Source organism: Cupriavidus sp. FW305-26 (genome assembly GCF_058787975.1).
In genome coordinates, this window is the sequence record NZ_JBYTAH010000013.1 from 1 (window position 1) to 18,826 (window position 18,826).

The following is an 18,826-nucleotide window of genomic DNA, read 5'->3' on the forward strand; positions in this document are numbered from 1 at the left end:
TGCCTCTGGGGCGGGGCGAGGGTGGTGGCGGACGGCGGCGCAAGGCCGGCGGCCCGGCGCCGAACGACGAGGCGGTGCCAAGCGAAACACGGGACGAACAGCAAGACGACAAGCAGGGCGCGCCAGCGGCCGCCTCCAAGCCGGATGACGGCAGCGGACAGCAGTGACGACAGCGATGACAGCAAAAACTGAGCGGGCGGCGGCGATCCGCTGGATCCAGGCGGAGATGGCCGACTACGGGCTGACCATGGGGTACCGGTGCTGAAAATTTCAGCCAAATCGGAGGCTTGCCGAGGGATGTGGCGGATTTTTAGATACCGGACACCCATCCCCAACCGAAGCCACTGAAAGGAGCCCTCGTTGTCGAGGATTGCTACGCATCGATCTTCTTCATAATTTTTGCAGAAAACTTTGCGCTTGAGGATTACATGCAAGCCCAACGTAAAGTGAATCAACGATGGACGAGTTCAGATTTTTATATATGCTGCGTCATTCCAATCTAAAAGAATTTAAGATCGGAATAGCAAGAGATGTTTGGCATCGCTCTTTGCGTGTCGGCAGCCTATAGATCACGAGTCATCCATTATTTACAAGGGGACTTCGCGCTCCTGTCGCGCAGCAGAAAAGGGTCCTGCACGAACTGCTATATAAACATCGCTAAAACCGTTGCCAGGATCGGGTGGTACAGAGTGGTTTCACATCAGGACGTGGGATCACGCGCGGAAATTGATAAGAGACCGTTTCAAAATGACTGCTCCGTACGCCTGAAGATGTTCCAGCAGACAAGGGACCAACCGAGTTTGAGGAATGCTTCGTGAATGTCGGCCCTACGCTCAAAGCGAATGCGAAGCCGGAAGACCTCGACCTGATGCGCGAGCAGATCGCCGCCGTCAATGCCCGTCCCGACGTGCTGGTGCTGCGCATCGAGACTCGGGGCCTGCATTCTGCAGCGGCTTCAATATCGGAAAGGTCGGCAGTAGCGACGCCGGCGAGCGCTTCGAAGCGCTGGCCAACGCGCTGGAAGCGGCGCGGCCCGTCACCATCGCTTTGATCCAGGGCGGCCTGTACGGCGGCGCTACCGATCTCGCGCTAGCCTGCGATTTCCGGCTTGGCGCGCATGGCGTCGACATGTTCATGCCGGCGGCGCGGCTGGGGCTGCTGTTCTACCGCGGCGGGCTGGAGCGCTACGTGTCTCGGCTCGGCCTGGCCACCGCCAAACGCGTACTGCTGGCCGTCGATAAGCTCGATGCCGCGCAGATGCTGGCATGCGGCTTCCTTGACCGCGTGGCCGGCGACCCGGATGCGCTGCAGACGCAGGCCGCTGAGTTGAGCGAAAGCTGGCCGGCATAACGCCGCTGGCCCTGCTCGGGATGAAGAAGCACCTGAACTGCTGATGGGGGAGGACTGGGAATGACATCATTGGATATGAACTTGGACAACTACTTCGCCAGGATGCAGCGCGGACAGGTGCCGCCACCCCCCATCTGCTCGTTGCTTGGTGGAAGAATCGGTGCGGTCGACCTGAAAGCGGGAACGCTGGAATCCGCCTACCACGCCACGCCGGCCTTCCTGAACCCGGCAGGCCAGGTCCAGCGCGGCATGCTGGGAGCGATGCTGGATGACGTGACCGCCATGCTGGTGACAGCTAGCCGGACCCAGATCTCTGACTTACCCATTCTGGATCTCTCGCCATGACACACGCCACGCCCCCTCCCCACACCCCCCTCACGATAGTCGCGCACGCGCAACGCGTGGTGGATTGGCTCGATCGCATGCCATACACAATCCTGGCCATTCCGTTGCGGCTCGCGGTTGCCACCGTCTTCTGGAATTCAGCCATGGCCAAGCTGGCGAACTGGGCAACGGCGGTGGAACTGTTCCGGGAGGAATACCGGCTGCCGCTACTGCCGCCCGAACTGGCCGCTACCTGGCGGTATCCGTTGAGCTGACAACGCCAGTACTGCTGGTGCTCGGCCTGGCAGCCCGCCCCGTGGCGCTGATACTGCTTGGCATGATCACGGTGATCCAGCTGTTCGTCTATCCGCTGGCATGGCCCACGCATATCCAGTGGGCGGCGATGCTGCTGGTACTGCTGGCACGGGGGGGCGGGGCGCTCTCGGTTGACTGGCTGATTCACCGGCGTCTCATGGACGCTTCGGAGCACTGAGCCATGTGGACGGGAAGCGCGGGCGATCTGTCTGATCTTCAACGACGATAGCGCGATGCATGACGTCATCCTCGAATCAGTCGTGACCTGTCCACATTGCGGGTGGGCGCAGCGGGAGTCCGTCGCGACTAGCGATTGGCCTACGCGAAACTGATATTTTTGTTATGCGTCATAATAATTTAACATAATATACATTATGCGCGCATAGAGTGTCAGGGCCAAATAGAATTGTCGTACCTGGGCCAATTAGACATGTCGTACTCCCTTGTCAGGACTGGCATGCTGGCGGCTTTCCGTCTGTCCGAGACCGGAGGCCGCGATGCGCAAGCCCGAGACCCTCACGATGACGATGCGCGAACTCGATCGGCTCAAGGTGATCCAGGCCGTGGTCGACCATGGCTTGGCGGTCTGGCGCGCCGCCGAGAAGCTCGGCTTGTCGCGGCGTCAGGTGGAACGTCTGGTGCTGCGCTACCGTGAGGATGGTCCGAGTGGCCTGGGCTCACGCAAGCGTGGTCGAGACAGCAATCGCCAGCTCCCGCCCGGCCTCGAATCCCGTGTCCGCGGGCTGATCCGCGACAGCTATGCCGACTTCGGCCCGACCCTGACGTGCGAGAAGCTGCGCGAGCGCCATGGCATCGACCTGGCCAGAGAGACCGTACGCCGCATCATGATCGACGCCGGCTTCTGGATCCCGCGCAAGCTGCGTCCGCCCAAAGTGCATCAGCCGAGGAACCGCCGCGCCTGCCTGGGCGAACTCGTGCAGATCGACGGATCCGACCATGCCTGGTTCGAGGACCGGGCGCCGGCTTGCACGCTGCTGGTCTACGTCGACGACGCGACCGGGCGGCTGATGCAGCTGCAGTTCGTGCCATCGGAATCCACGCAAGCCTATTTCACGGCCACGCGCGCCTATGTCGAGCGCCACGGCAAGCCGATGACCTTCTACAGCGACAAGGCCGGCATCTTCCGGGTCAATGCTAGGGACGCCGCCGAAGGTCGCGGCTACACCCAGTTCGGGCGCGCGCTGTTCGAGCTCAACATCGACATCCTGTGCGCCAATTCGAGCCCGGCCAAGGGCCGGGTCGAGCGGATGAACGGCACGTTGCAGGACCGGCTGGTCAAGGAGCTGCGCCTGCGCGGGATCAGCAGCATGGAAACCGCCAACGCCTTTGCCCCGTATTTTATAGCCGACTTCAACGCGCGCTTTGCCAAGGTGCCCAAGCGCGACTTCGATGCGCACCGGCCGCTGCGCGGCGACGAGGACCTGACGCGCATCTTCAGCTGGCGCGAGTGGCGCAAGGTGTCGGCCAGCCTCACGCTGCAGTACGACAAGGTGATGTATTTGCTGGAAGACCGGCCCGAGCACCGGCGCTTGATCCACCGTTATGTCGAGGTCGCCGAGACGCCGGACGGTCGGATCGAGCTGTGGGCCGGCGGCGCGTCCCTGCCCTACACCACCTATGACCGGCTGGGCGAGATCGACCAGGGCGCGATCGTCGAGCACAAGCGGCTCGGGCACGTGCTGGCGATCGCGGCCCAGGTGCAGGCGCAGCGCGACAGCCGCCAGCAGACAGGGCCATCGCGCCCGCACCGGCCGGCGCCGAACACCAAGCGGCAGCGGTTGATCAACCGGCTCGATCTGGAGCGCGCGCTCGCCGCGGTCCCGCGCAATCCGGACACCCTGGACATTTCTGCTTGGCCGGCGCGCGTTCAACCGCCCCACCCTGGGCCAGACTCTGCCACCTCATGCCAGCACCACCGCCCTACCGAAAAAGCCAGGAAAGAACATGACACCGCACAAAAAGCACGCTCGGACTGACATTTCTATTTGGCCAGGCCTACGACATCTAAAAGCCGCCACAACATCGAGGCATGGGCCAATTAGTATTGGCGTACTTGGCCAAACAGCATGTCATACCCCTTGCCCAAAACTGACCTGCTGTCGGCTTTCTTCCCGTGACCATGCCCGTGACACCACAGACTGGCTGTTATATGCTCCAAGCCACGCTTGCCCTTCAGTCCGGCACACAAGAACAAGGCATCAGCCAAACCTGCATGTTCAAATTCATCGGGCATTTTCGACGGCGGCTGCGCTACCTGGACCTGAGCCTGAAGGCCAGCCGGTCTGTGCGGATCCGGGTCGTCGAGCTGCCTGGCTTGTGGATGGATGCCCGGCAGCTTGAGGCCATGCTGGCCGAGATGCGCGGCATCGTGCAGCGGGGAATCGGCAAGGACCTCGATTACGGGGTGCTTTCCGGCGATCCTGAAAGGCTGCGGCGGGCCGTGATCACGCTGCTTTATGAGCGGGACAGCGGCCAGCCGATTGCGTTCAATGCGCTGTCAGTCATGCCGATCGAGGTCAAGGGCCGCCCGGTCGAGGCGATTCACCTTGGGCTGGTGATGGTCGATCCGGGCTATCGCACGCAAGGACTGTCCTGGGTGCTGTACGGGCTGACCTGCATCCTGCTTTTCTTCCGCCGCGGCCTGCGCCCGATCTGGATCAGCAATGTGACCCAGGTGCCGGCGATTATCGGCAAGGTCGCCGAGGTCTTTGTCACGGCCTATCCCAATCCCTTTGAGCCGTCGCGGCGCAGCTTTGAACACCTGAGCGTGGCCCGCGAGATCATGAAATCGCATCGGCATGTCTTTGGGGTTGACCGGGCGGCGGGATTTGACGAGGCGCGCTTCGTGATTACCGATGCCTATACCGGCGGCTCGGACAATCTCAAGAAGACGTTCGAGCAGGCACCAAAGCATCGGGACGAGCGCGCCAACGAACTCTGCCAGCGGGAACTTGATTACCAGCGCGGCGACGATTTCCTGCAGGTCGCCTGCCTGGACCTGGCCAGCGCGCGGAAATACCTGTTGCGGGAGGTGCCTCGGGACTCGTTGCCCGCCATCCTTTATCAGATTGCGTTCCTGGCTGTCGGTCGGATCGCCCTGCCATTGTTCCACTGGCTGAATCCGCGCGAGCCGCTGGGAGACCTGCGCGCTAGGAAGAGTCAATGATTCCACCCTTCTCCTACGAGGAATTCACGACCCGCAACATCGGTTTCGTGACCGACGCGGAACAGCAGCAATTGCGCAATGCACGGGTGCTGATCTGTGGCGTCGGCGGCATGGGCGGCGCCTGCCTGCAGGCGCTGGCACGGGTGGGCATTGGCGGCTTTGCGCTGGCGGACTTCGATGCGTTCGACGTGTCGAACCTGAACCGCCAGGTGTTTGCCAGCCTGGATACCGTTGGCGTGAACAAGGTCGAGGCCACCGTGGCGCAGATCCGGCGCATCAACCCGGAACTTGCCATCGAGACCTTCGGCGCCGAGTGGACCGACAGGCTCGACGACCTGCTGGGCCGTTACAAGATCGTGGTCAACGGCATGGATGACATGGCCGCGGGCCTCGCGCTCTATCGCAAGGCGCGGGAGCATGGTGCGACCGTCATCGACGCCTATACCGCTCCCCTGCCCTCCGTCACGGTTGTCCGTCCGCAAGATCCCAGGCCCGAGGAGCGTCTTTCCTATCCCACGGCCGGCATTGACTGGAAGTCCCTGACGCCGGAGCTCAGGCAGGAATGCCTGGGCAAGGAACTGGAATATGTGATGGTCAACTCGAGTTCGGTCCGGCATGTGGAGCTCGGCATCGCCAAGGACCTGCTGACCGGCAAGCGCAAGCGCATGTCGTTTGCGCCGATGGTGATCACCACCGGCAACCTGATGGCGTTCGAGGTGATCAAGCTGGTGCTCGGTCGGCGGCGGCTGGCCGGTGTGCGCGGCTACTTCTTCAATCCCTGGACCATGCGTGTCGAGACGCCGCGCAATGCGCTGACGGCATGGGCCGTGCGCGCGCTGGTACGGCGCTTCATGGCGAGGTTGATGCGAGATGAGGATTGACGCGTGATTGACGCCCTGGCAAGCGATGTCGCCGTTACCTGGCTCGGCGCGGTGGGCTGCGGGCTCTGCCTGCATTTCCTTTGGTCCCGGCGCGAGGCCGGGGCCGGCACGGGCCTGTTCCTGTTCGGGGTGCTGACGGCACTGCTGGCAGTCCGGGGCTTTTCCTGGCTGATTGGCGGCACGCTGCTGGCGCAACTGGTGTTTGCAGCGGCAACCCTGTTGCCCATTGCCATGACCCTGTTTGCCGAGCACCTGGTGCGGCGCCACCACCCGTTGTGGCTTAAGCTGCTGGCGCTGGGCGTGTCGGTGGTGTTCTTCGTCATCAATCTCTTTACCGATCTGTCGGGCAATACGCCGCTGCTGCTGATGTTCCTTGGCTGCTTCGCCGTGGTGACCGCAAGCAATGGCTGGTTCCTGCTGTGGCTGCGCGATGCCGAGCTGTCCGACAACGAGGCACGCCTGGCCCGGGCGGTAGTGGTGGTCGTGGCCCTGGCCGTCCCGCTCGCGGCCACCGACTTCCGCGAGGAGCTCGGCCATGTGCCGGTTCGCCTGGGGGCGCTCGGGGCGCTGGCATTCGTCTATGTGTTCCTGAACCTGTCGGAATCGCGGCGGGTCGTGCGCGGGCTGCTGGTGCATATCGCAGCCGCCCTGCTCTTCGCCGTCGTGCTGGCCAGCGTGATGGCGCTGGCTTCGCGCGGGCCCGGCCCGGGCTTTGCCGAGGCGGGCCTGCGCAGCATGCCGGTTGCCATTGCATGGGTGCTGCTGACGGCCATTTTTGTCCGCATTCGCGCCGTTTCGCTGGCCGGTGATGGCAACGCGTTCCTGCGCTGGCTGCTCCATGCCCGGCTGGATACGCCAGAGGGTTTCCTGCATTCGCTCAGGCGCCTGCCGCAAACCGCCGACCATGTGGTGCTCGGCAACACGGAGCTTGCTGATTACGCCCTAGACGCGCTGTTCGACCTGGCCGGAAAGCGGCGGGAGCCCGTGTCGATCGGCGACGCCAGGGCGTGGACCAGGATCCGGGAAGGCGATCGGGTCGAGGCCGCGGAACAGCTGGTAGACCTGCTCGAGCGCCATGAAATGACCCATGCCCTGCTGATCGCGCGCCAGCCCGCGCAGGTGGTGTTGCTGAACCTGCCGCAAGGCGCCAACGCGGCGATCGGCGAGCTGCGCGCGGCGGTGATCCTGCGGCTGGCGCGCCATCTCGGGCAGCGGGAGGCGGCATGACAACCGTGCTGCGTGAAGGCGATTTCGACGCGTTCTTCGAGGCGCCGTTTGCCTGCTATGGCCGCGATACGCATTTTGTCTCGCCGATGAAGGGGGATCTTGCGCGCGCGCTGGACCCGGCGAAGAACCCGCTGTTCCGGCAGTTTGCGCGCCGCACCTGGTTCACCGCCCATCGGGACGGGCGGATCGTGGGCCGTATCCTGGCCCATATCCACGATGCATCCAACCAGCAATACGCTCAGAAGCGCGGCTGCTTCGGCATGTTCGACTGCGTCGATGACGTGGAGGTCGCGCAAGCGCTGCTCGACGCGGCGGCGGCCTGGGTGAAGCGCAACGGCTGTGACGAACTGGCTGGCAGCTTCAACCTGACCATCACGCAGATGATCGGCATCGTCACCGAGGGCTTCGAGCATCCGCCATACACCTACCAGGAATACACGCCGCCGCATATTGCCAGGCTGCTCCGGGCATGCGGCTTCGAGCCGTTCTTTCCGATGCGCACGTTCGAGCTCGACGTGCGCAGCTACGATCCGCAGCAGTTGATCGGCAACAAGCAACGCGCGCTGCTGGATGATCCCGCCTGGCAATTCAAGCCGATCCGGCGGCGCGGCTTTGACCGGCGCCTGCTGGAGGCATGCGCTGTCCTGAACGATGGTTTCTCCGGCAACCCGATGTTCGTGCCGCTGACGGAGGAGGAATTCCTGTTTCCCTGCGCCGGCATGATGTGGATCATCGACGGGCGGCTGTCCTATACCGCTTATTTCAACGGGGAGCCGATCGGGGTGCTGCTGTGCGTGCCGGATCTCAACCCGTTTCTGCGCGCCACCGGCTTCCGCCTGAAGCTGTCCACGCTCTGGCATCTGATCAGGTTCCGCGCCAGCCGCAAGCGTGCGGCGATCATCTTCTTTTCCGTGCGCAGGGACTACCACAGCCGCGGCGTCAACGGCGTCATGCTGCACCATCTGCTCACGGCGATGCGCGGTGCCGGGTACTCGCACCTGGGCATCAGCTGGGTGTCGGATTCGAATGGCGCCAGCCAGAAGCAAATGGAGAAGATGGGCGCCAGGCCACTGCATCGGCTGCATCTCTTCAAAAAGGCCATCTAGCGACATGCTCACGCGCGATCAGCATCTCACCCTGCTTGCACAGGCTGGCCGCGCACCCAGCGCGCACAATATCCAGCCCGCGCGCTGGCGCTTTGCCGGCGACAAGGTTGAACTGCTTGAAGACCCTGCGCGATGGCTGTCCGTGGGCGACCCCACCGGGCGGGACAACCAGATCGCCCTGGGCATGGCCTGGGAAGGCATGGCCATGGCGTTGTCGACGCTCGGGTTGGGGCTCACGCAGCCCGTGGTCTCCGGCCTGCCCTACCCTCCCGCTGCCCAGGGTCTGCGCCCGGCCGCATCCGGCCTGATCACATCTGGCGCAAGCCCGGATCCCCTTGCCGCCTTCGTGGACGCGCGCCGCGCCTATCGAGGCAAGTTTCTCCGTGCGACCCCGGCGCAGATCAAGTCGTTGGGCGAATGCGCTGCGGCCCACGCGGAGTTCGTCACGCTGGCCAGCGAGAACAGCACGGCGCAAATCGCCAGATGGTATGACGACGCCGCGGCTGCGGGATTGAATGACCCGCGGTTTGCCGAGGAGCTTTACCAGTGGCTGCGCTTGTCACCGCACGATCCAGGCTGGCCGCGCGACGGGCTTTCGGCCGAATGCATGGCACTGTCGCGGTGGGAAGCCTGGGGCGCGTCAATTGCGCTGAGACCTCGTGTGCTCCGGCTGCTCTCGGCGCTTTCGCTGACCCGCCTGCTGATATCGGAAAGCGCAAAAGTGAAAAGCGCGGCGCGGATCGTCCTGATCCATGCCGCACCCGAGGTCACGAGCTTTGATATCGGGCGCCGCTGGTACCGGTTCTGGCTGGCCATGACTGCCAGGGGCTTTGCCGGCGTGCCGATGTCGGCGCTGGCCGATTCACCTGGCCATGCCGCCATGCTTGCCGAAAGCCAGCGCTTGCCGCGGGGGAATCGGCTCGTCAATGTGATGCGCTTCGGGCCGGTGCCGGACCGTGGCATTGCGCAAAGCGCCCGGCTCCCAGTCGCGGAACTGCTGCAGGATTCCTGACGGCAGCTAGAGCAATTTCAGGAATTCCAGCAGCGCATCCTTGTCGCTTTCGGCAAGGGTCGAGAATTCCTTCTCGTGGCCGCGGTTGTCGCGCCCCGCCGTCGCCGTGTCGTAGAGCACGGGTTTCGACCACGGCCGGTAGCTGGCCGGATAGGTCCAGGTACCGGCCGCATCGAGCCTGCCGGCGATGCCCAGCTTGCCGTAGTCCAGGGCATGGCCTCCGACCCAGAAGCGCCTGGGCCGCGCCTGCGGATGCATGAGATGCCAGAGCGTGGGCACGGAGCCGTTATGAAGGTATGGTGCCGTCGCCCACACGCCGGAGAGGATGGGCGCGACATAGCCACTGGTGTTTGCCGCGTCGATATGCCTGCCCAGCTCGGAGCGCGAGATGGCTTGCAGCAGGCCGGGATCGATTGCTTGCCAGCGCGTCGGGTCAGTCCCGATATCCGCCTGTGCCACCAGCCGGTTGGGGAAGCTGACAAGGCGCGGGCGCTCTGGGTCCTGGCTGTAGCTGCCATGGCACTGGGCGCAGTTGGCATCAAAGACGGCGCGGCCGCGCGCGGCGCGGGAGCGGTCAACCGGCCCCGGAAACGGCGGCGGGGTGTAGCCCGCCATGAACCGCATGACGTCTTCCACCTGCGGAATCGCACGGACGGCGCGATCCGGTGGCATGCCCATGGTCGGCACGGTGAAGAAGGCCACGATATGCGCCAGCCGCCCGGCATCGTTGGCGGCACCGGGTGCCACTGGCGCAAAGCGCGGCGCGCCCTTGCTGGTATAGACGCCGTCATAGAGCAGCGATGAGCGCAGGCTGCGGTAGCCCAGTTCCGGAATCGAGGTGGAACCACTGGCGGCCGTGCCCGCCGAGAGCAGATGAAACTGGAACTTGAGTGCCGCGACCCCATTGGTGCTGCCGGCCGCGCCGTTGCTGAACGGCAGCGGCTCGTCACCGCTGGCTTCGAGTTCCGCCACCCGTTTTACCAGCCGCGGCCAGACGAATTTCCGGATGGTATCCAGTTCCTCGTTGCTGGTTTCGGGGTAAAGCTGGTGGATGGCGGAGAGGAGCTTTTCCGGATCGGATTTCACCTGCTTCACCGCCTGATAGACCGCGGTGACGAAGGCATCGAGGTTGAGGGAGGTATTCGGCAGGCCCAGCCAGACATCGTTGGTGGGACGCCCGTCCATGTCGTAGGTGATGCCCGCATGGCACGATGCGCATCCCAGGTTGGACACTTCCAGGCGGATCTTCGGGAGATCCCGGCCGATCACTCCGCTGACCACGCCCAGGGGCTTGTCGAACCTGGGCTGTTGCTGGCGCGGCCAGTTGCGGATCGCATCGGGATAGATGAAGCCAAACTCGCGCAGGGCCCGGCGCAAGGCGTCCTGAGTGACCGGAACGTTGGGGCCGCCGGCCAGCAGCAGTGCGGTCGTTGCCAGCTTCCACGGTAGCGCATTGGTCTCAAGGGTATCGGTGCTCAGGCCGCCGAAGTCATCGAAGACAAAGCGCGCCGCCCCGAGGTCATCGGCACGATCCCCGGCCCGGAAGTCCCGCATGACCTCGGATTCGCCCTCAGCGTAGCCGCGCAGGAAATCGCATCCCGCCAGCAAACCTATCAGCAGACCGATCGCGAGCACGCGTACAAGGGGCATCGTAGTCATCGTCCGACAATGCGCGCCAGGGGAATCCGGACCGCGCCGCGCTGATGGTAGCCGACCATGCATGCTGCCTCAATCCAAGCGCTGCAGCCAGGCCACTGCCCAGGTGGCGCTGGTCGACAGCACCAATCCGATCGCGACCGGCACGGTGAAGCGCAGGCCGCCCGCCGCGGATGCCGCGATCTTTCCCGGCGGCGGCCTGGCTGCGCTCGCGCTCCAGCCCGATCGCCAGGCCGATGCCCAGTGCCACCGATGCGGAAATGATCATAGAGTCCATGGCCACCGCCCAAGGGTCCTGTAGTCGTCATGAGCCTGGCTACAGTATCGGCGCAAGCGGCGATTTGCGCACGCCCAGCGATGACCTGCGACAAACTGGCGGGCAGCTTTATCCGGCGGGCGCCGTTACCATCACCACGTGCGCCTGCATCGGACCGGCCAATGGCCCGTCGCCATAAGCCTCCAGGAGCGCCTGTTCGCAATGGTCGGTTGCCCGGCCGAGCGCATCCGGCCCGCGCCGCTCCAGGTCGGCGCGCAGCGGCGTGCCCTGGCAGAATGCCACCGCCGGGATGCGGGCGGCGCTGGCGCGGCTGGTTGCCGCGACGGTTTCAAAGACCGGGGAGGACTGGAATCCGCCAAGGCGCAGGTCCTGCTCGATCGCGGCCTGGCTGTGGTAGCCATGCGGTACGCGGGCCATGAACTCGGGCGGTGCGTCGGGAAACAGCGTGGCGAGTGCCCCGGTGACATCGCGGGCAAAGGCGTTGAATTCCAGCTGGTCCCAGACATTGAAGATCAGGGTGCCGCCCGGCACCAGCACGCGGCGGGCTTCGGCGAAGGCGCGGCCCTTTTCGGGGAAGAACATCACGCCAAACTGGCAGGCGACCATATCGAAGCTGGCATCGGCGAACGGCAGCGCCATGGCGTCGGCCTCGCGCCAGTGCACCGGGCGGCTCGTGCCGGCCTGCTCCGCCCGCGCCAGCATCGGCGCGTTGAGGTCGGTGGCAACGATCAGGGTATCGGCCGGCAGCCGCCCGGCGATTTCCCGGGTCAGCACGCCGGTGCCGGCGGCCAGTTCCAGCACCCGGCGCGGCTGCAGCGCGGCGATGCGGGCAGCCATGTCGGCAGCGTATGGCGCAAAGATCATCGGCACCATCAGGGCCTCATAGACTTCCGGAATCGCGCCCGCGAAGACTTTGTCCGAGTGTTGCAAGTCCATGAAACCCCCTGCCCTGGCGTGGAAGATGCCGGCATCGCCTGACTGGGTGTAGGACACATTGCGGCGAAAGTAAACCGTCGCGGCCATACCTAGTCGCGGATGCGCGGCATCCAGCCGCTGCCGCGCGTGCGCGGATCCACCGGCAGCTGGCGCTGCAGCGCGGCCTTGGCCAGCATGTGGGCACTGATCGGCGCGGTCAGGAACAGGAAGGCGGTCACCAGCAGTTCATGCAGGCTGGCATCGCCCCGGAAGCTGAAGTACGCCACCGAGGCCAGCACTACCCCGCCCACGCCCAGCGTGGTCGACTTGGTCGGCCCATGCAGCCGCATGAAGAAGTCCGGCAGCCGGAACAGCCCGACCGCCCCGACCAGCATGAACACGCTGCCCACCAGCAGCAGCGCGCACACGATGAATTCCGCAACAGGATGCAGCATCTGGCGTTCCCTAGTATTCGATGATGTCGCCGCGCTGCAGGTACTTGGACAGCGCCACGGTGCCGACGAAGCCCATCACCCCGATCAGCAGCGCGGCCTCGAAGAACAGCGCCGAATCCAGGCTGATGCCGAGCACCACGATCAGCGCGATGGCGTTGATATTCAGCGTGTCCAGCGCCACGATGCGGTCCGGCAGGCTGGGTCCGCGCAGCAGCCGCGCCAGGGTCAGCAGGAAGGCCAGGCCCAGGATCACCAGGCAGACCGGTATCACGATGGCAAGCATTGGAAGATCTCCTTGAGCGGGGTTTCATAGCGCGACTTGATGAGCTCGACCAGCGCGGCCTCTTCCTCCAGGTCCAGCACGTGCACGAGCAAGGCGCGGCGGTCGTCGCTCAGTTCTGCGCACAGCGTGCCGGGGCTGAGCGAGACGATGCTGATCAGCGCGGTGGTGGCAAGCTCGTGCTCGACATCGAGCGGCACCACGATAAAGGCGGGGCGCAGGCGCGCGGTGGGACCCAGCACCATGATGGCCACTTCCACGTTGGCTTTCACGATATCGAACAGCACATGGATGCTGAGCCGCAGGATCAGGTCGGGCCGCGACAGGCGGAACGCGCCCAGCACCAGCCAGCGGTCGGCCAGCCGGCCGATGGCCCAGCCCAGCAGCGCCCCCAGCAACCAGTGCCCGGGGGCCAGGCTGTTGGTCAGCAACAGCCACATGATCATCAGGATCAGGCTCAGCCACGGATGGGGAAGCAGACGCTGCAGCATGGCTTACCCCGGCTGCCCGGGCAGCACTGCCCGGAGATAGGCGGCGCGGTCCAGCAACTGCGCCGCCGCGTCGGCCACATAGTCGCTGACCGGCCGCGCGCATGCCGTCAGCGCGATATTGCCCGCCAGCAGCAGTGCGCAGCAGGCCAGCTTGCGCGCATCGGGCCGCACGCGCACGCGTGCCGCGCCGGGATGGTCTTCGTCTAAGTACTCATTCCCTTCCGGCACGTGCTCGGCCTCATGCGGCAGCCGCCACAGCAGCCGCGTGCCGGTGCGGGACACGGCAACCAGCAGCAGCAGGCCCGACACCAGCACCGCGGACCACAGCGCCGGCACCCACGGCGGCGGGGTCGCGCGCAGCACCATGGCCTTGCCGAGGAAGCCCGACAGCGGCGGCAGCCCCACCGCTGCCACCACGCCCACCAGGTACAGCAGCCCGGCCAGCCGCGAGGCACTGACCGGGGCCCCGTCCTCGCGCCCAGGCTCCGGCTCCAGCGCGTCGGCCAGCAGGAACAGCGCGGCAGTGCACAGCGTGGTGCTGAGCAGGTAGAACATCGCCGCGGCCCAGCCGGCTTGCGTCTGCATCGATACGCAGGCGGCCAGCAACCCGACCGATGCCACCACCAGGTAGCTGGTCATCGCGCGCAGCGTGCCGGCGGCGACGGCGCCCAGCGCGCCGACCGCGAGCGTGATCAGCGCCAGCAAGAACACCCAGTCATGCAGGAACGGCCCCAGCAGCCCTTGCGGGCCGCCGAAGATCAGCGCATCGCAACGCAGCATCGCGTAGATGCCGACCTTGGTCATGATGGCAAACAGCGCCGCGACCGGGCCGGTGGCGCTGGCGTAGGCGCGCGGCAGCCAGAAATACAGCGGGAACAGCGCCGCCTTCAGCGCAAAGACCAGCATCAGCATGGCGCCGGCGGCCACCGCAAGCGGCAGGTCCTGGGCCGGCAAGCCGGCCAGGCGCAGGCCCAGGTGCGCCATGTTCAGCGTGCCCGACAGCCCGTACAGCACGCCAACCGCCACCAGGAAGAATGACGACGCCACCAGGTTCAGGATCACATAGTGCAGCCCGGCGCCGATGCGCGCCCGCCCTGCCCCATGCACCAGCAGGGCATAGGACGCGATCAGCAGGATCTCGAAGAAGACGAACAGGTTGAACAGGTCGCCCGCCAGGAAGGCGCCGTTCAGGCCCATCAGCTGGAACTGGAACAGCGCATGGAAATGCCGGCCCTGCCGGGCCGTGCCCTCTCCCGCCGCCGCCAGCGCGGCGACGGCCAGCACCACGGTCAGGGCCAGCATCATCGCACCGGTGCGGTCCAGCTGCAGCACGATGCCGAACGGGGCCGACCAGTTGCCCATCGCGTAGACCACGATCTCGCCGGTAGCGGCCTGGCGCAGCAGGTGCACTGCCACTGGCGCCAGCAACAGCGTGGCCGCGGCGCAGACGATGCGCTGCGCGCGCAGCTGCTGGGCCGGCATCGCGGTCAGCAGCGCACCGGCAAACATGGGGATCAGGATGGGCAGCAGCACGGCGTGGTTCATGGCCGCGGATCCTGCTTGCCGCCATCGGCGGCGCGCTCCTCGGGCTGGCCGGCGGCGTCGACATGGTCGCTGCCGGTAAGCCCCAGCGAGCGCAGCGCCAGCACTACCGCGAACGCCGTCATGCCGAACGCGATCACGATGGCGGTCAGCACCAGCGCCTGGGGCAGCGGATCGGCATAGCTGGCGCCCGCCACGATCACCGGCGGCCGCCCGATCGACAGGCGCCCCATGCCCAGCAGGAACAGGCTGACCGCATACGACAGCAGCGTCAGCCCCAGCACCACGGTGAAGACGCGCTCGCGCAGCAGCAGGTAGATGCCGCCCGCGGCAAGGATGCCGATGGTGATGGCGTAGAGCGCGGCCATCAGGCGTCCTCCGCGGCCTGTGCCGGCGGCAGGTTGCGCACGCCCAGGTGCGATACGATCACCAGCGTGGTTCCCGTCACGGTGCAGAAGACTCCCAGGTCGAAGATCATCGCCGTGGCCAGTTCCACCTCGCCGATGCCCGGTATGTGGAAATGCCCGAAGGCGGTGGTCAGGAACGGATAGCCGAAGGCCAGGCTGCCCAGTCCGGTCAGACCCGCCAGCAGAATGCCGCCGCCGGCAATGGCGCGATAGTCCGGCGCAATGCGCGCTTCGGTCCAGCGCACGCCGCTGGCAACGTACTGCAGCAGCAGCGCCACCGATGTGATCAGCGCCGCGACAAAGCCGCCGCCCGGCAGGTTGTGCCCGCGCAGCAGGATAAAGACCGCCACCAGCAGCGTCAGCGGCAGCATCAGCCGCGCCAGCATGGCCAGCAGCAGCGGATGCGCCTGGCTGCTCCACGGCAGGCCATCGGGCGCTGCCGACGGCGTGTCCAGCCGCATGCCCTTGAGCAGCGCCTGCACCGCCAGCCCTGCAATCAGCAGCACGCAGATCTCGCCCATGGTGTCGAAGCCCCGGAAATCCACCAGCAGCACGTTGACCACGTTGTGCCCGCCGCCGCCGGGCACGGACTGGTCGATGTAGAAGGCAGACACCGGGTCATACGGCCGCGTCATCACGGCGTAAGCCGCCACTGCCAGCAAGGTGCCACCGCCGAGCGCCAGCACCGCATCCCGCCCGCGGCGCGCAGCCCCGGCGCGCTCCGGCGTCTCGCGCGGCAGGTAGAACAGCGCCAGCACCAGCAGCAGGATCGTCACCACCTCAACCGAGATCTGCGTCAGCGCCAGGTCCGGCGCGGAGAACCGCAGGAACGCCATCGACACCATCAACCCGCAGCCGCCCAGCAGCACCAGCGCGAGCAGCCGCTGGCGGTGCGTCACCACCACGCCCACCGCGCACAGCCCGAGCAGCGCCAGCGTGGCAGCCCCGATCAGGTCAATGGCGCCCGCCGGCACGCTGCCGCCGAGCCATTCCAGGTCGGCCAGGAAGTATGCCGGCACGGCCAGCAGCGCCAGCAGCATCCAGGCGACATAGGTCTGCAGCGAGCCGTTCTCGAGCCAGCGCGTGACGGCAGCGGCAAAGCGTTCCAGCGCATGCATGCCACGCTCGAACGACTGGCGCGCGCTCAGGTGGTCGATTGCCTGCTGCAGGCGCCGCAGCGCGTCGCGGCGCAGGAAGAACAGCGCCGCGCCGCCGGCCATCGACACCAGGCTCATCAGCAGCGGCAAATTGACCCCGTGCCACAGGTTCAGGCTGTACTCTGGCAGGGGCGCGCGCAGCGTGGCAAGCGAAGCCGCCGCCAGCAGGTCGCCCACGGTATAGGCCGGCACCAGCCCGACCACCAGGCAGATCACCACCAGGAACTCCACCGGCACCTTCATGAAGCGCGGCGGCTCGTGCGGCGGGTAGTTGGGCACGTCGGGCTGCCGGGCGCCGAAGAACACGCCGTAGATAAAGCGCAGCGAATAGGCCATCGTCAGCGCCCCCGCCAGCGTCGCCGCGGTCGGGATCACCCAGTTGAAGTCGCCCAGCAGGCCCTGCGCCAGGGTCTCGCCGAAGAACATTTCCTTGCTGAGGAAGCCGTTGAACAACGGCACCCCCGCCATCGACAGCGATGCCACGATGGCCAGCACTGCGGTGTGCGGCATGTAGCGCGCCAGCCCGTGCAGGCGGTCGAGGTCGCGCGTGCCGGTCTCATGGTCGATGATGCCGGCCGCCATGAACAGCGACGCCTTGAACACGGCGTGGTTGATGATATGGAAGATGGCCGCCACCGTGCTGAGCTGGGTATCGAGCCCGAACAGCAGCGTGATCAGGCCCAGGTGGCTGATGGTGGAATAAGCCAGCAGCCCTTTCAGGTCCCGCTGCAGCAGCGCCAGGCCGGCGCCCACGATGAGCGTGGCCAGCCCGGTCATGCTGACCAGGTAGAACCAGCTGTTGGTGCCGTCCAGCACCGGATAGAGCCGCGCCAGCAGGAACACGCCGGCCTTGACCATGGTGGCCGAGTGCAGGTAGGCCGAGACCGGCGTGGGCGCGGCCATGGCATGCGGCAGCCAGAAGCTGAACGGGAACTGCGCTGACTTGGTGAAGACTGCCAGCAGGACCAGCACCAGCATCGGCAGGTAGAGCGGGTGGTGCTGCACCTTGCCGGCCTGCGCCAGCACCACGGACAGCTCGAAGCTTCCGCAGATATGGCCCAGCAGCAGCACCCCGGCCAGCAGCGCCAGCCCGCCGCCGCCCGTGACCGCCAGCGCCATGCGCGCGCCCTGGCGCGCATCGGTGCGCCATGACCAGAAGCCGATCAGGAGGAACGACAGGATGCTGGTCAGCTCCCAGAACACCACCAGCAGCAGCAGGTTGCCTGCCAGCACCACGCCCAGCATGGCCGCCATGAACAGCAGCAGCAGGCAGAAGAAGCGCACCGCGGATTCATTGCGCGCGAGGTAGTAGCGCGCGTACAGGATCACCAGCAGGCCCACGCCGAGCACCAGCAGCGCAAACAGGTACGACAGGCCGTCCAGCCGCAGCGACAGGTCCAGCCCGAGCTGCGGCAGCCACGCCACGCGCCAGCCCAGCGCATGCCCCGGCTGCTCGAAGACCGCGCCGCGCAGGCTCAGCAGCAGCACCAGCGCGGCCAGCGGCAAGCCGATGATGACAGGCGCCAGCATGCGCGCGGCGCGCATGCCGATCAACCACGTCAGCGCCGCGGCCAGCAGAGGCAGCGCGATCAGCAGCACCAGCGCCATGCGCCCCCCTAGCCGTTGCCCGGGATCACGGCCGGCGTGTGCCGGGCGGCAAGCCGGGCCGATGGTGTGGGTCTTGCAAATGGGGCGGTGGTCATGGGCCAGGTCCTCTGTGCGGGCAGTCGTTCCCCTACTTTCCGGATTCTGCCGGCATTGCGCAAGTCATGCGTGCCTTATTGCGCGGCGCACGAAAAAATTCATCGCCTTGCAAAAGGAATCTGAATACGCGCGGCGACGGCGCGTGCTGCGCAGCAGCGCCGCCGCGTAGTACCATCGGCCGCGAGGCGGCTTCCAGCTCGGTGGCGCCGCACATCATCGCCATGGCGGAGGCGCTGGGATTCGAGGTCGTGGCCGAGGGCATCGAGCATGAAGAGCAGGCGCGCTTCCTGCGAGAGCGCGGCGCGCAGTTCGGCCAGGGGTGGCTGTTTTCACGCGCCTTGCCGGCAGACGGCCTGCAGGCCTACCTGTCATCGCCGGCGCGCCCCTGAACGGCAACGCGTAGCTGGCCGAACGCTTCCTCGCCGACGGCACTTGGCGGCGATAGTCCCCGCGTGCGCGGGCCGGTTGTAAGATGCCAGCGTATCGCCATCACGCCTGCGCGCGCCGATACCGGCACGCGCGGCCATCTTCAGGAGACGC

18 protein-coding genes and 3 pseudogenes are annotated in these 18,826 nt (G+C 66.1%); 12 read left to right on the forward strand and 9 right to left on the reverse strand.

What is annotated here, in order from left to right; all coding sequences use genetic code 11:
* Positions 1-175: 175 nt before the first annotated feature.
* A pseudogene (locus tag AC3WQZ_RS10105) lies at positions 176-250 on the forward strand (H-NS histone family protein); the annotation flags it as partial.
* A 492-nt stretch (positions 251-742) separates the two neighbouring features.
* Here the strand turns inward: AC3WQZ_RS10105 and AC3WQZ_RS10110 are convergent.
* Positions 743-853: pseudogene (locus AC3WQZ_RS10110) on the reverse strand (IS5/IS1182 family transposase); the annotation flags it as partial.
* On the opposite strand from AC3WQZ_RS10110, the gene AC3WQZ_RS10115 reads away from it, so the two are divergent.
* From AC3WQZ_RS10115 to AC3WQZ_RS10155, 9 genes and pseudogenes are all read left to right on the forward strand, one after another.
* Positions 808-1,350 (forward strand): enoyl-CoA hydratase/isomerase family protein, encoded by a 543-nt coding sequence (locus AC3WQZ_RS10115; protein WP_011615340.1) that lies wholly within the window; start codon positions 808-810, stop codon positions 1,348-1,350. The pseudogene AC3WQZ_RS10110 and the gene AC3WQZ_RS10115 sit on opposite strands and share 46 nt — an antisense overlap.
* 75 nt (positions 1,351-1,425) lie before the next feature.
* The gene (locus AC3WQZ_RS10120) at positions 1,426-1,695 is read left to right on the forward strand and encodes a hotdog family protein (RefSeq protein ID WP_010812035.1); all 270 of its coding nucleotides are present in this window, start codon (positions 1,426-1,428) and stop codon (positions 1,693-1,695) included.
* Positions 1,692-2,167: pseudogene (locus AC3WQZ_RS10125) on the forward strand (DoxX family protein). Before AC3WQZ_RS10120 ends, AC3WQZ_RS10125 begins: the two are co-directional and overlap by 4 nt.
* 319 nt (positions 2,168-2,486) lie before the next feature.
* Positions 2,487-3,986, forward strand: a complete 1,500-nt coding sequence (locus AC3WQZ_RS10130; protein WP_492300461.1) for an ISNCY family transposase — start codon at positions 2,487-2,489, stop codon at positions 3,984-3,986.
* A 236-nt stretch (positions 3,987-4,222) separates the two neighbouring features.
* Entirely contained in the window at positions 4,223-5,176 is a 954-nt protein-coding gene (locus tag AC3WQZ_RS10135) for a hypothetical protein (RefSeq protein ID WP_492300462.1), read from the forward strand.
* Positions 5,173-6,057 carry a HesA/MoeB/ThiF family protein gene (locus AC3WQZ_RS10140; RefSeq protein ID WP_439671747.1) on the forward strand — a complete coding sequence of 295 codons (885 nt, stop codon included), beginning with the start codon at positions 5,173-5,175 and terminating at the stop codon, positions 6,055-6,057. Before AC3WQZ_RS10135 ends, AC3WQZ_RS10140 begins: the two co-directional genes overlap by 4 nt.
* Positions 6,058-6,060: 3 nt before the next feature.
* Positions 6,061-7,284, forward strand: a complete 1,224-nt coding sequence (locus tag AC3WQZ_RS10145; protein WP_011615364.1) for a hypothetical protein — start codon at positions 6,061-6,063, stop codon at positions 7,282-7,284.
* Entirely contained in the window at positions 7,281-8,390 is a 1,110-nt protein-coding gene (locus AC3WQZ_RS10150; protein WP_010812073.1) for a GNAT family N-acetyltransferase, read from the forward strand. Before AC3WQZ_RS10145 ends, AC3WQZ_RS10150 begins: the two co-directional genes overlap by 4 nt.
* A 4-nt stretch (positions 8,391-8,394) precedes the next feature.
* Positions 8,395-9,402, forward strand: coding sequence for a nitroreductase family protein (locus AC3WQZ_RS10155; RefSeq protein ID WP_010812074.1), 1,008 nt, complete (start codon positions 8,395-8,397; stop codon positions 9,400-9,402).
* A gap of 6 nt (positions 9,403-9,408) precedes the next feature.
* On the opposite strand, the gene AC3WQZ_RS10160 is transcribed toward AC3WQZ_RS10155, so the two are convergent.
* The gene (locus tag AC3WQZ_RS10160) at positions 9,409-11,052 is read right to left on the reverse strand and encodes a c-type cytochrome (RefSeq protein WP_454750683.1); all 1,644 of its coding nucleotides are present in this window, start codon (positions 11,050-11,052) and stop codon (positions 9,409-9,411) included.
* Positions 11,053-11,122: 70 nt separating this feature from the next.
* Here AC3WQZ_RS10160 and AC3WQZ_RS10165 point away from each other — a divergent pair, with 70 nt between their 5' ends.
* Entirely contained in the window at positions 11,123-11,359 is a 237-nt protein-coding gene (locus tag AC3WQZ_RS10165; protein ID WP_454750682.1) for a hypothetical protein, read from the forward strand.
* A gap of 84 nt (positions 11,360-11,443) precedes the next feature.
* On the opposite strand, the gene AC3WQZ_RS10170 is transcribed toward AC3WQZ_RS10165, so the two are convergent.
* From AC3WQZ_RS10170 to AC3WQZ_RS10200, 7 genes are all read right to left on the reverse strand, one after another.
* Positions 11,444-12,271, reverse strand: a complete 828-nt coding sequence (locus AC3WQZ_RS10170) for a class I SAM-dependent methyltransferase (protein ID WP_439671751.1) — start codon at positions 12,269-12,271, stop codon at positions 11,444-11,446.
* Between the two features lie 89 nt (positions 12,272-12,360).
* Positions 12,361-12,705 (reverse strand): Na+/H+ antiporter subunit G, encoded by a 345-nt coding sequence (locus AC3WQZ_RS10175; RefSeq protein ID WP_010812077.1) that lies wholly within the window; start codon positions 12,703-12,705, stop codon positions 12,361-12,363.
* A gap of 10 nt (positions 12,706-12,715) precedes the next feature.
* A complete protein-coding gene (locus AC3WQZ_RS10180) occupies positions 12,716-12,988 on the reverse strand; it encodes a K+/H+ antiporter subunit F (protein WP_010812078.1) in 273 nt (90 codons plus the stop codon).
* Complete coding sequence (locus AC3WQZ_RS10185) at positions 12,973-13,476, reverse strand: Na+/H+ antiporter subunit E (RefSeq protein ID WP_010812079.1); 504 nt, start codon at positions 13,474-13,476, stop codon at positions 12,973-12,975. The genes AC3WQZ_RS10180 and AC3WQZ_RS10185 overlap by 16 nt, the downstream gene beginning before the upstream one ends.
* Positions 13,477-13,479: 3 nt before the next feature.
* A complete protein-coding gene (locus tag AC3WQZ_RS10190; protein WP_058698764.1) occupies positions 13,480-15,021 on the reverse strand; it encodes a monovalent cation/H+ antiporter subunit D in 1,542 nt (513 codons plus the stop codon).
* On the reverse strand, positions 15,018-15,386 hold the full coding sequence (locus tag AC3WQZ_RS10195; protein WP_058698765.1) for a Na+/H+ antiporter subunit C: 369 nt from the start codon (positions 15,384-15,386) through the stop codon (positions 15,018-15,020). The genes AC3WQZ_RS10190 and AC3WQZ_RS10195 overlap by 4 nt, the downstream gene beginning before the upstream one ends.
* On the reverse strand, positions 15,386-18,190 hold the full coding sequence (locus AC3WQZ_RS10200) for a monovalent cation/H+ antiporter subunit A (RefSeq protein WP_439669000.1): 2,805 nt from the start codon (positions 18,188-18,190) through the stop codon (positions 15,386-15,388). The genes AC3WQZ_RS10195 and AC3WQZ_RS10200 overlap by 1 nt, the downstream gene beginning before the upstream one ends.
* A 296-nt stretch (positions 18,191-18,486) precedes the next feature.
* On the opposite strand from AC3WQZ_RS10200, the gene AC3WQZ_RS10205 reads away from it, so the two are divergent.
* Positions 18,487-18,675, forward strand: a complete 189-nt coding sequence (locus AC3WQZ_RS10205) for an EAL domain-containing protein (protein WP_010812083.1) — start codon at positions 18,487-18,489, stop codon at positions 18,673-18,675.
* The last annotated feature ends 151 nt before the right edge of the window (positions 18,676-18,826 follow it).

Bases quoted from the DNA above. Each gene is read 5' to 3' on its own strand.
- AC3WQZ_RS10115 (WP_011615340.1), top strand. From the start codon at position 808: ATGCTTCGTGAATGTCGGCCCTACGCTCAAAGCGAATGCGAAGCCGGA.
- AC3WQZ_RS10120 (WP_010812035.1), top strand. From the start codon at position 1,426: ATGAACTTGGACAACTACTTCGCCAGGATGCAGCGCGGACAGGTGCCG.
- AC3WQZ_RS10130 (WP_492300461.1), top strand. From the start codon at position 2,487: ATGCGCAAGCCCGAGACCCTCACGATGACGATGCGCGAACTCGATCGG.
- AC3WQZ_RS10135 (WP_492300462.1), top strand. From the start codon at position 4,223: ATGTTCAAATTCATCGGGCATTTTCGACGGCGGCTGCGCTACCTGGAC.
- AC3WQZ_RS10140 (WP_439671747.1), top strand. From the start codon at position 5,173: ATGATTCCACCCTTCTCCTACGAGGAATTCACGACCCGCAACATCGGT.
- AC3WQZ_RS10150 (WP_010812073.1), top strand. From the start codon at position 7,281: ATGACAACCGTGCTGCGTGAAGGCGATTTCGACGCGTTCTTCGAGGCG.
- AC3WQZ_RS10155 (WP_010812074.1), top strand. From the start codon at position 8,395: ATGCTCACGCGCGATCAGCATCTCACCCTGCTTGCACAGGCTGGCCGC.
- AC3WQZ_RS10160 (WP_454750683.1), bottom strand. From the start codon at position 11,052: ATGCCCCTTGTACGCGTGCTCGCGATCGGTCTGCTGATAGGTTTGCTG.
- AC3WQZ_RS10165 (WP_454750682.1), top strand. From the start codon at position 11,123: ATGCTGCCTCAATCCAAGCGCTGCAGCCAGGCCACTGCCCAGGTGGCG.
- AC3WQZ_RS10170 (WP_439671751.1), bottom strand. From the start codon at position 12,271: ATGGACTTGCAACACTCGGACAAAGTCTTCGCGGGCGCGATTCCGGAA.
- AC3WQZ_RS10175 (WP_010812077.1), bottom strand. From the start codon at position 12,705: ATGCTGCATCCTGTTGCGGAATTCATCGTGTGCGCGCTGCTGCTGGTG.
- AC3WQZ_RS10180 (WP_010812078.1), bottom strand. From the start codon at position 12,988: ATGCTTGCCATCGTGATACCGGTCTGCCTGGTGATCCTGGGCCTGGCC.
- AC3WQZ_RS10185 (WP_010812079.1), bottom strand. From the start codon at position 13,476: ATGCTGCAGCGTCTGCTTCCCCATCCGTGGCTGAGCCTGATCCTGATG.
- AC3WQZ_RS10190 (WP_058698764.1), bottom strand. From the start codon at position 15,021: ATGAACCACGCCGTGCTGCTGCCCATCCTGATCCCCATGTTTGCCGGT.
- AC3WQZ_RS10195 (WP_058698765.1), bottom strand. From the start codon at position 15,386: ATGGCCGCGCTCTACGCCATCACCATCGGCATCCTTGCCGCGGGCGGC.
- AC3WQZ_RS10200 (WP_439669000.1), bottom strand. From the start codon at position 18,190: ATGGCGCTGGTGCTGCTGATCGCGCTGCCTCTGCTGGCCGCGGCGCTG.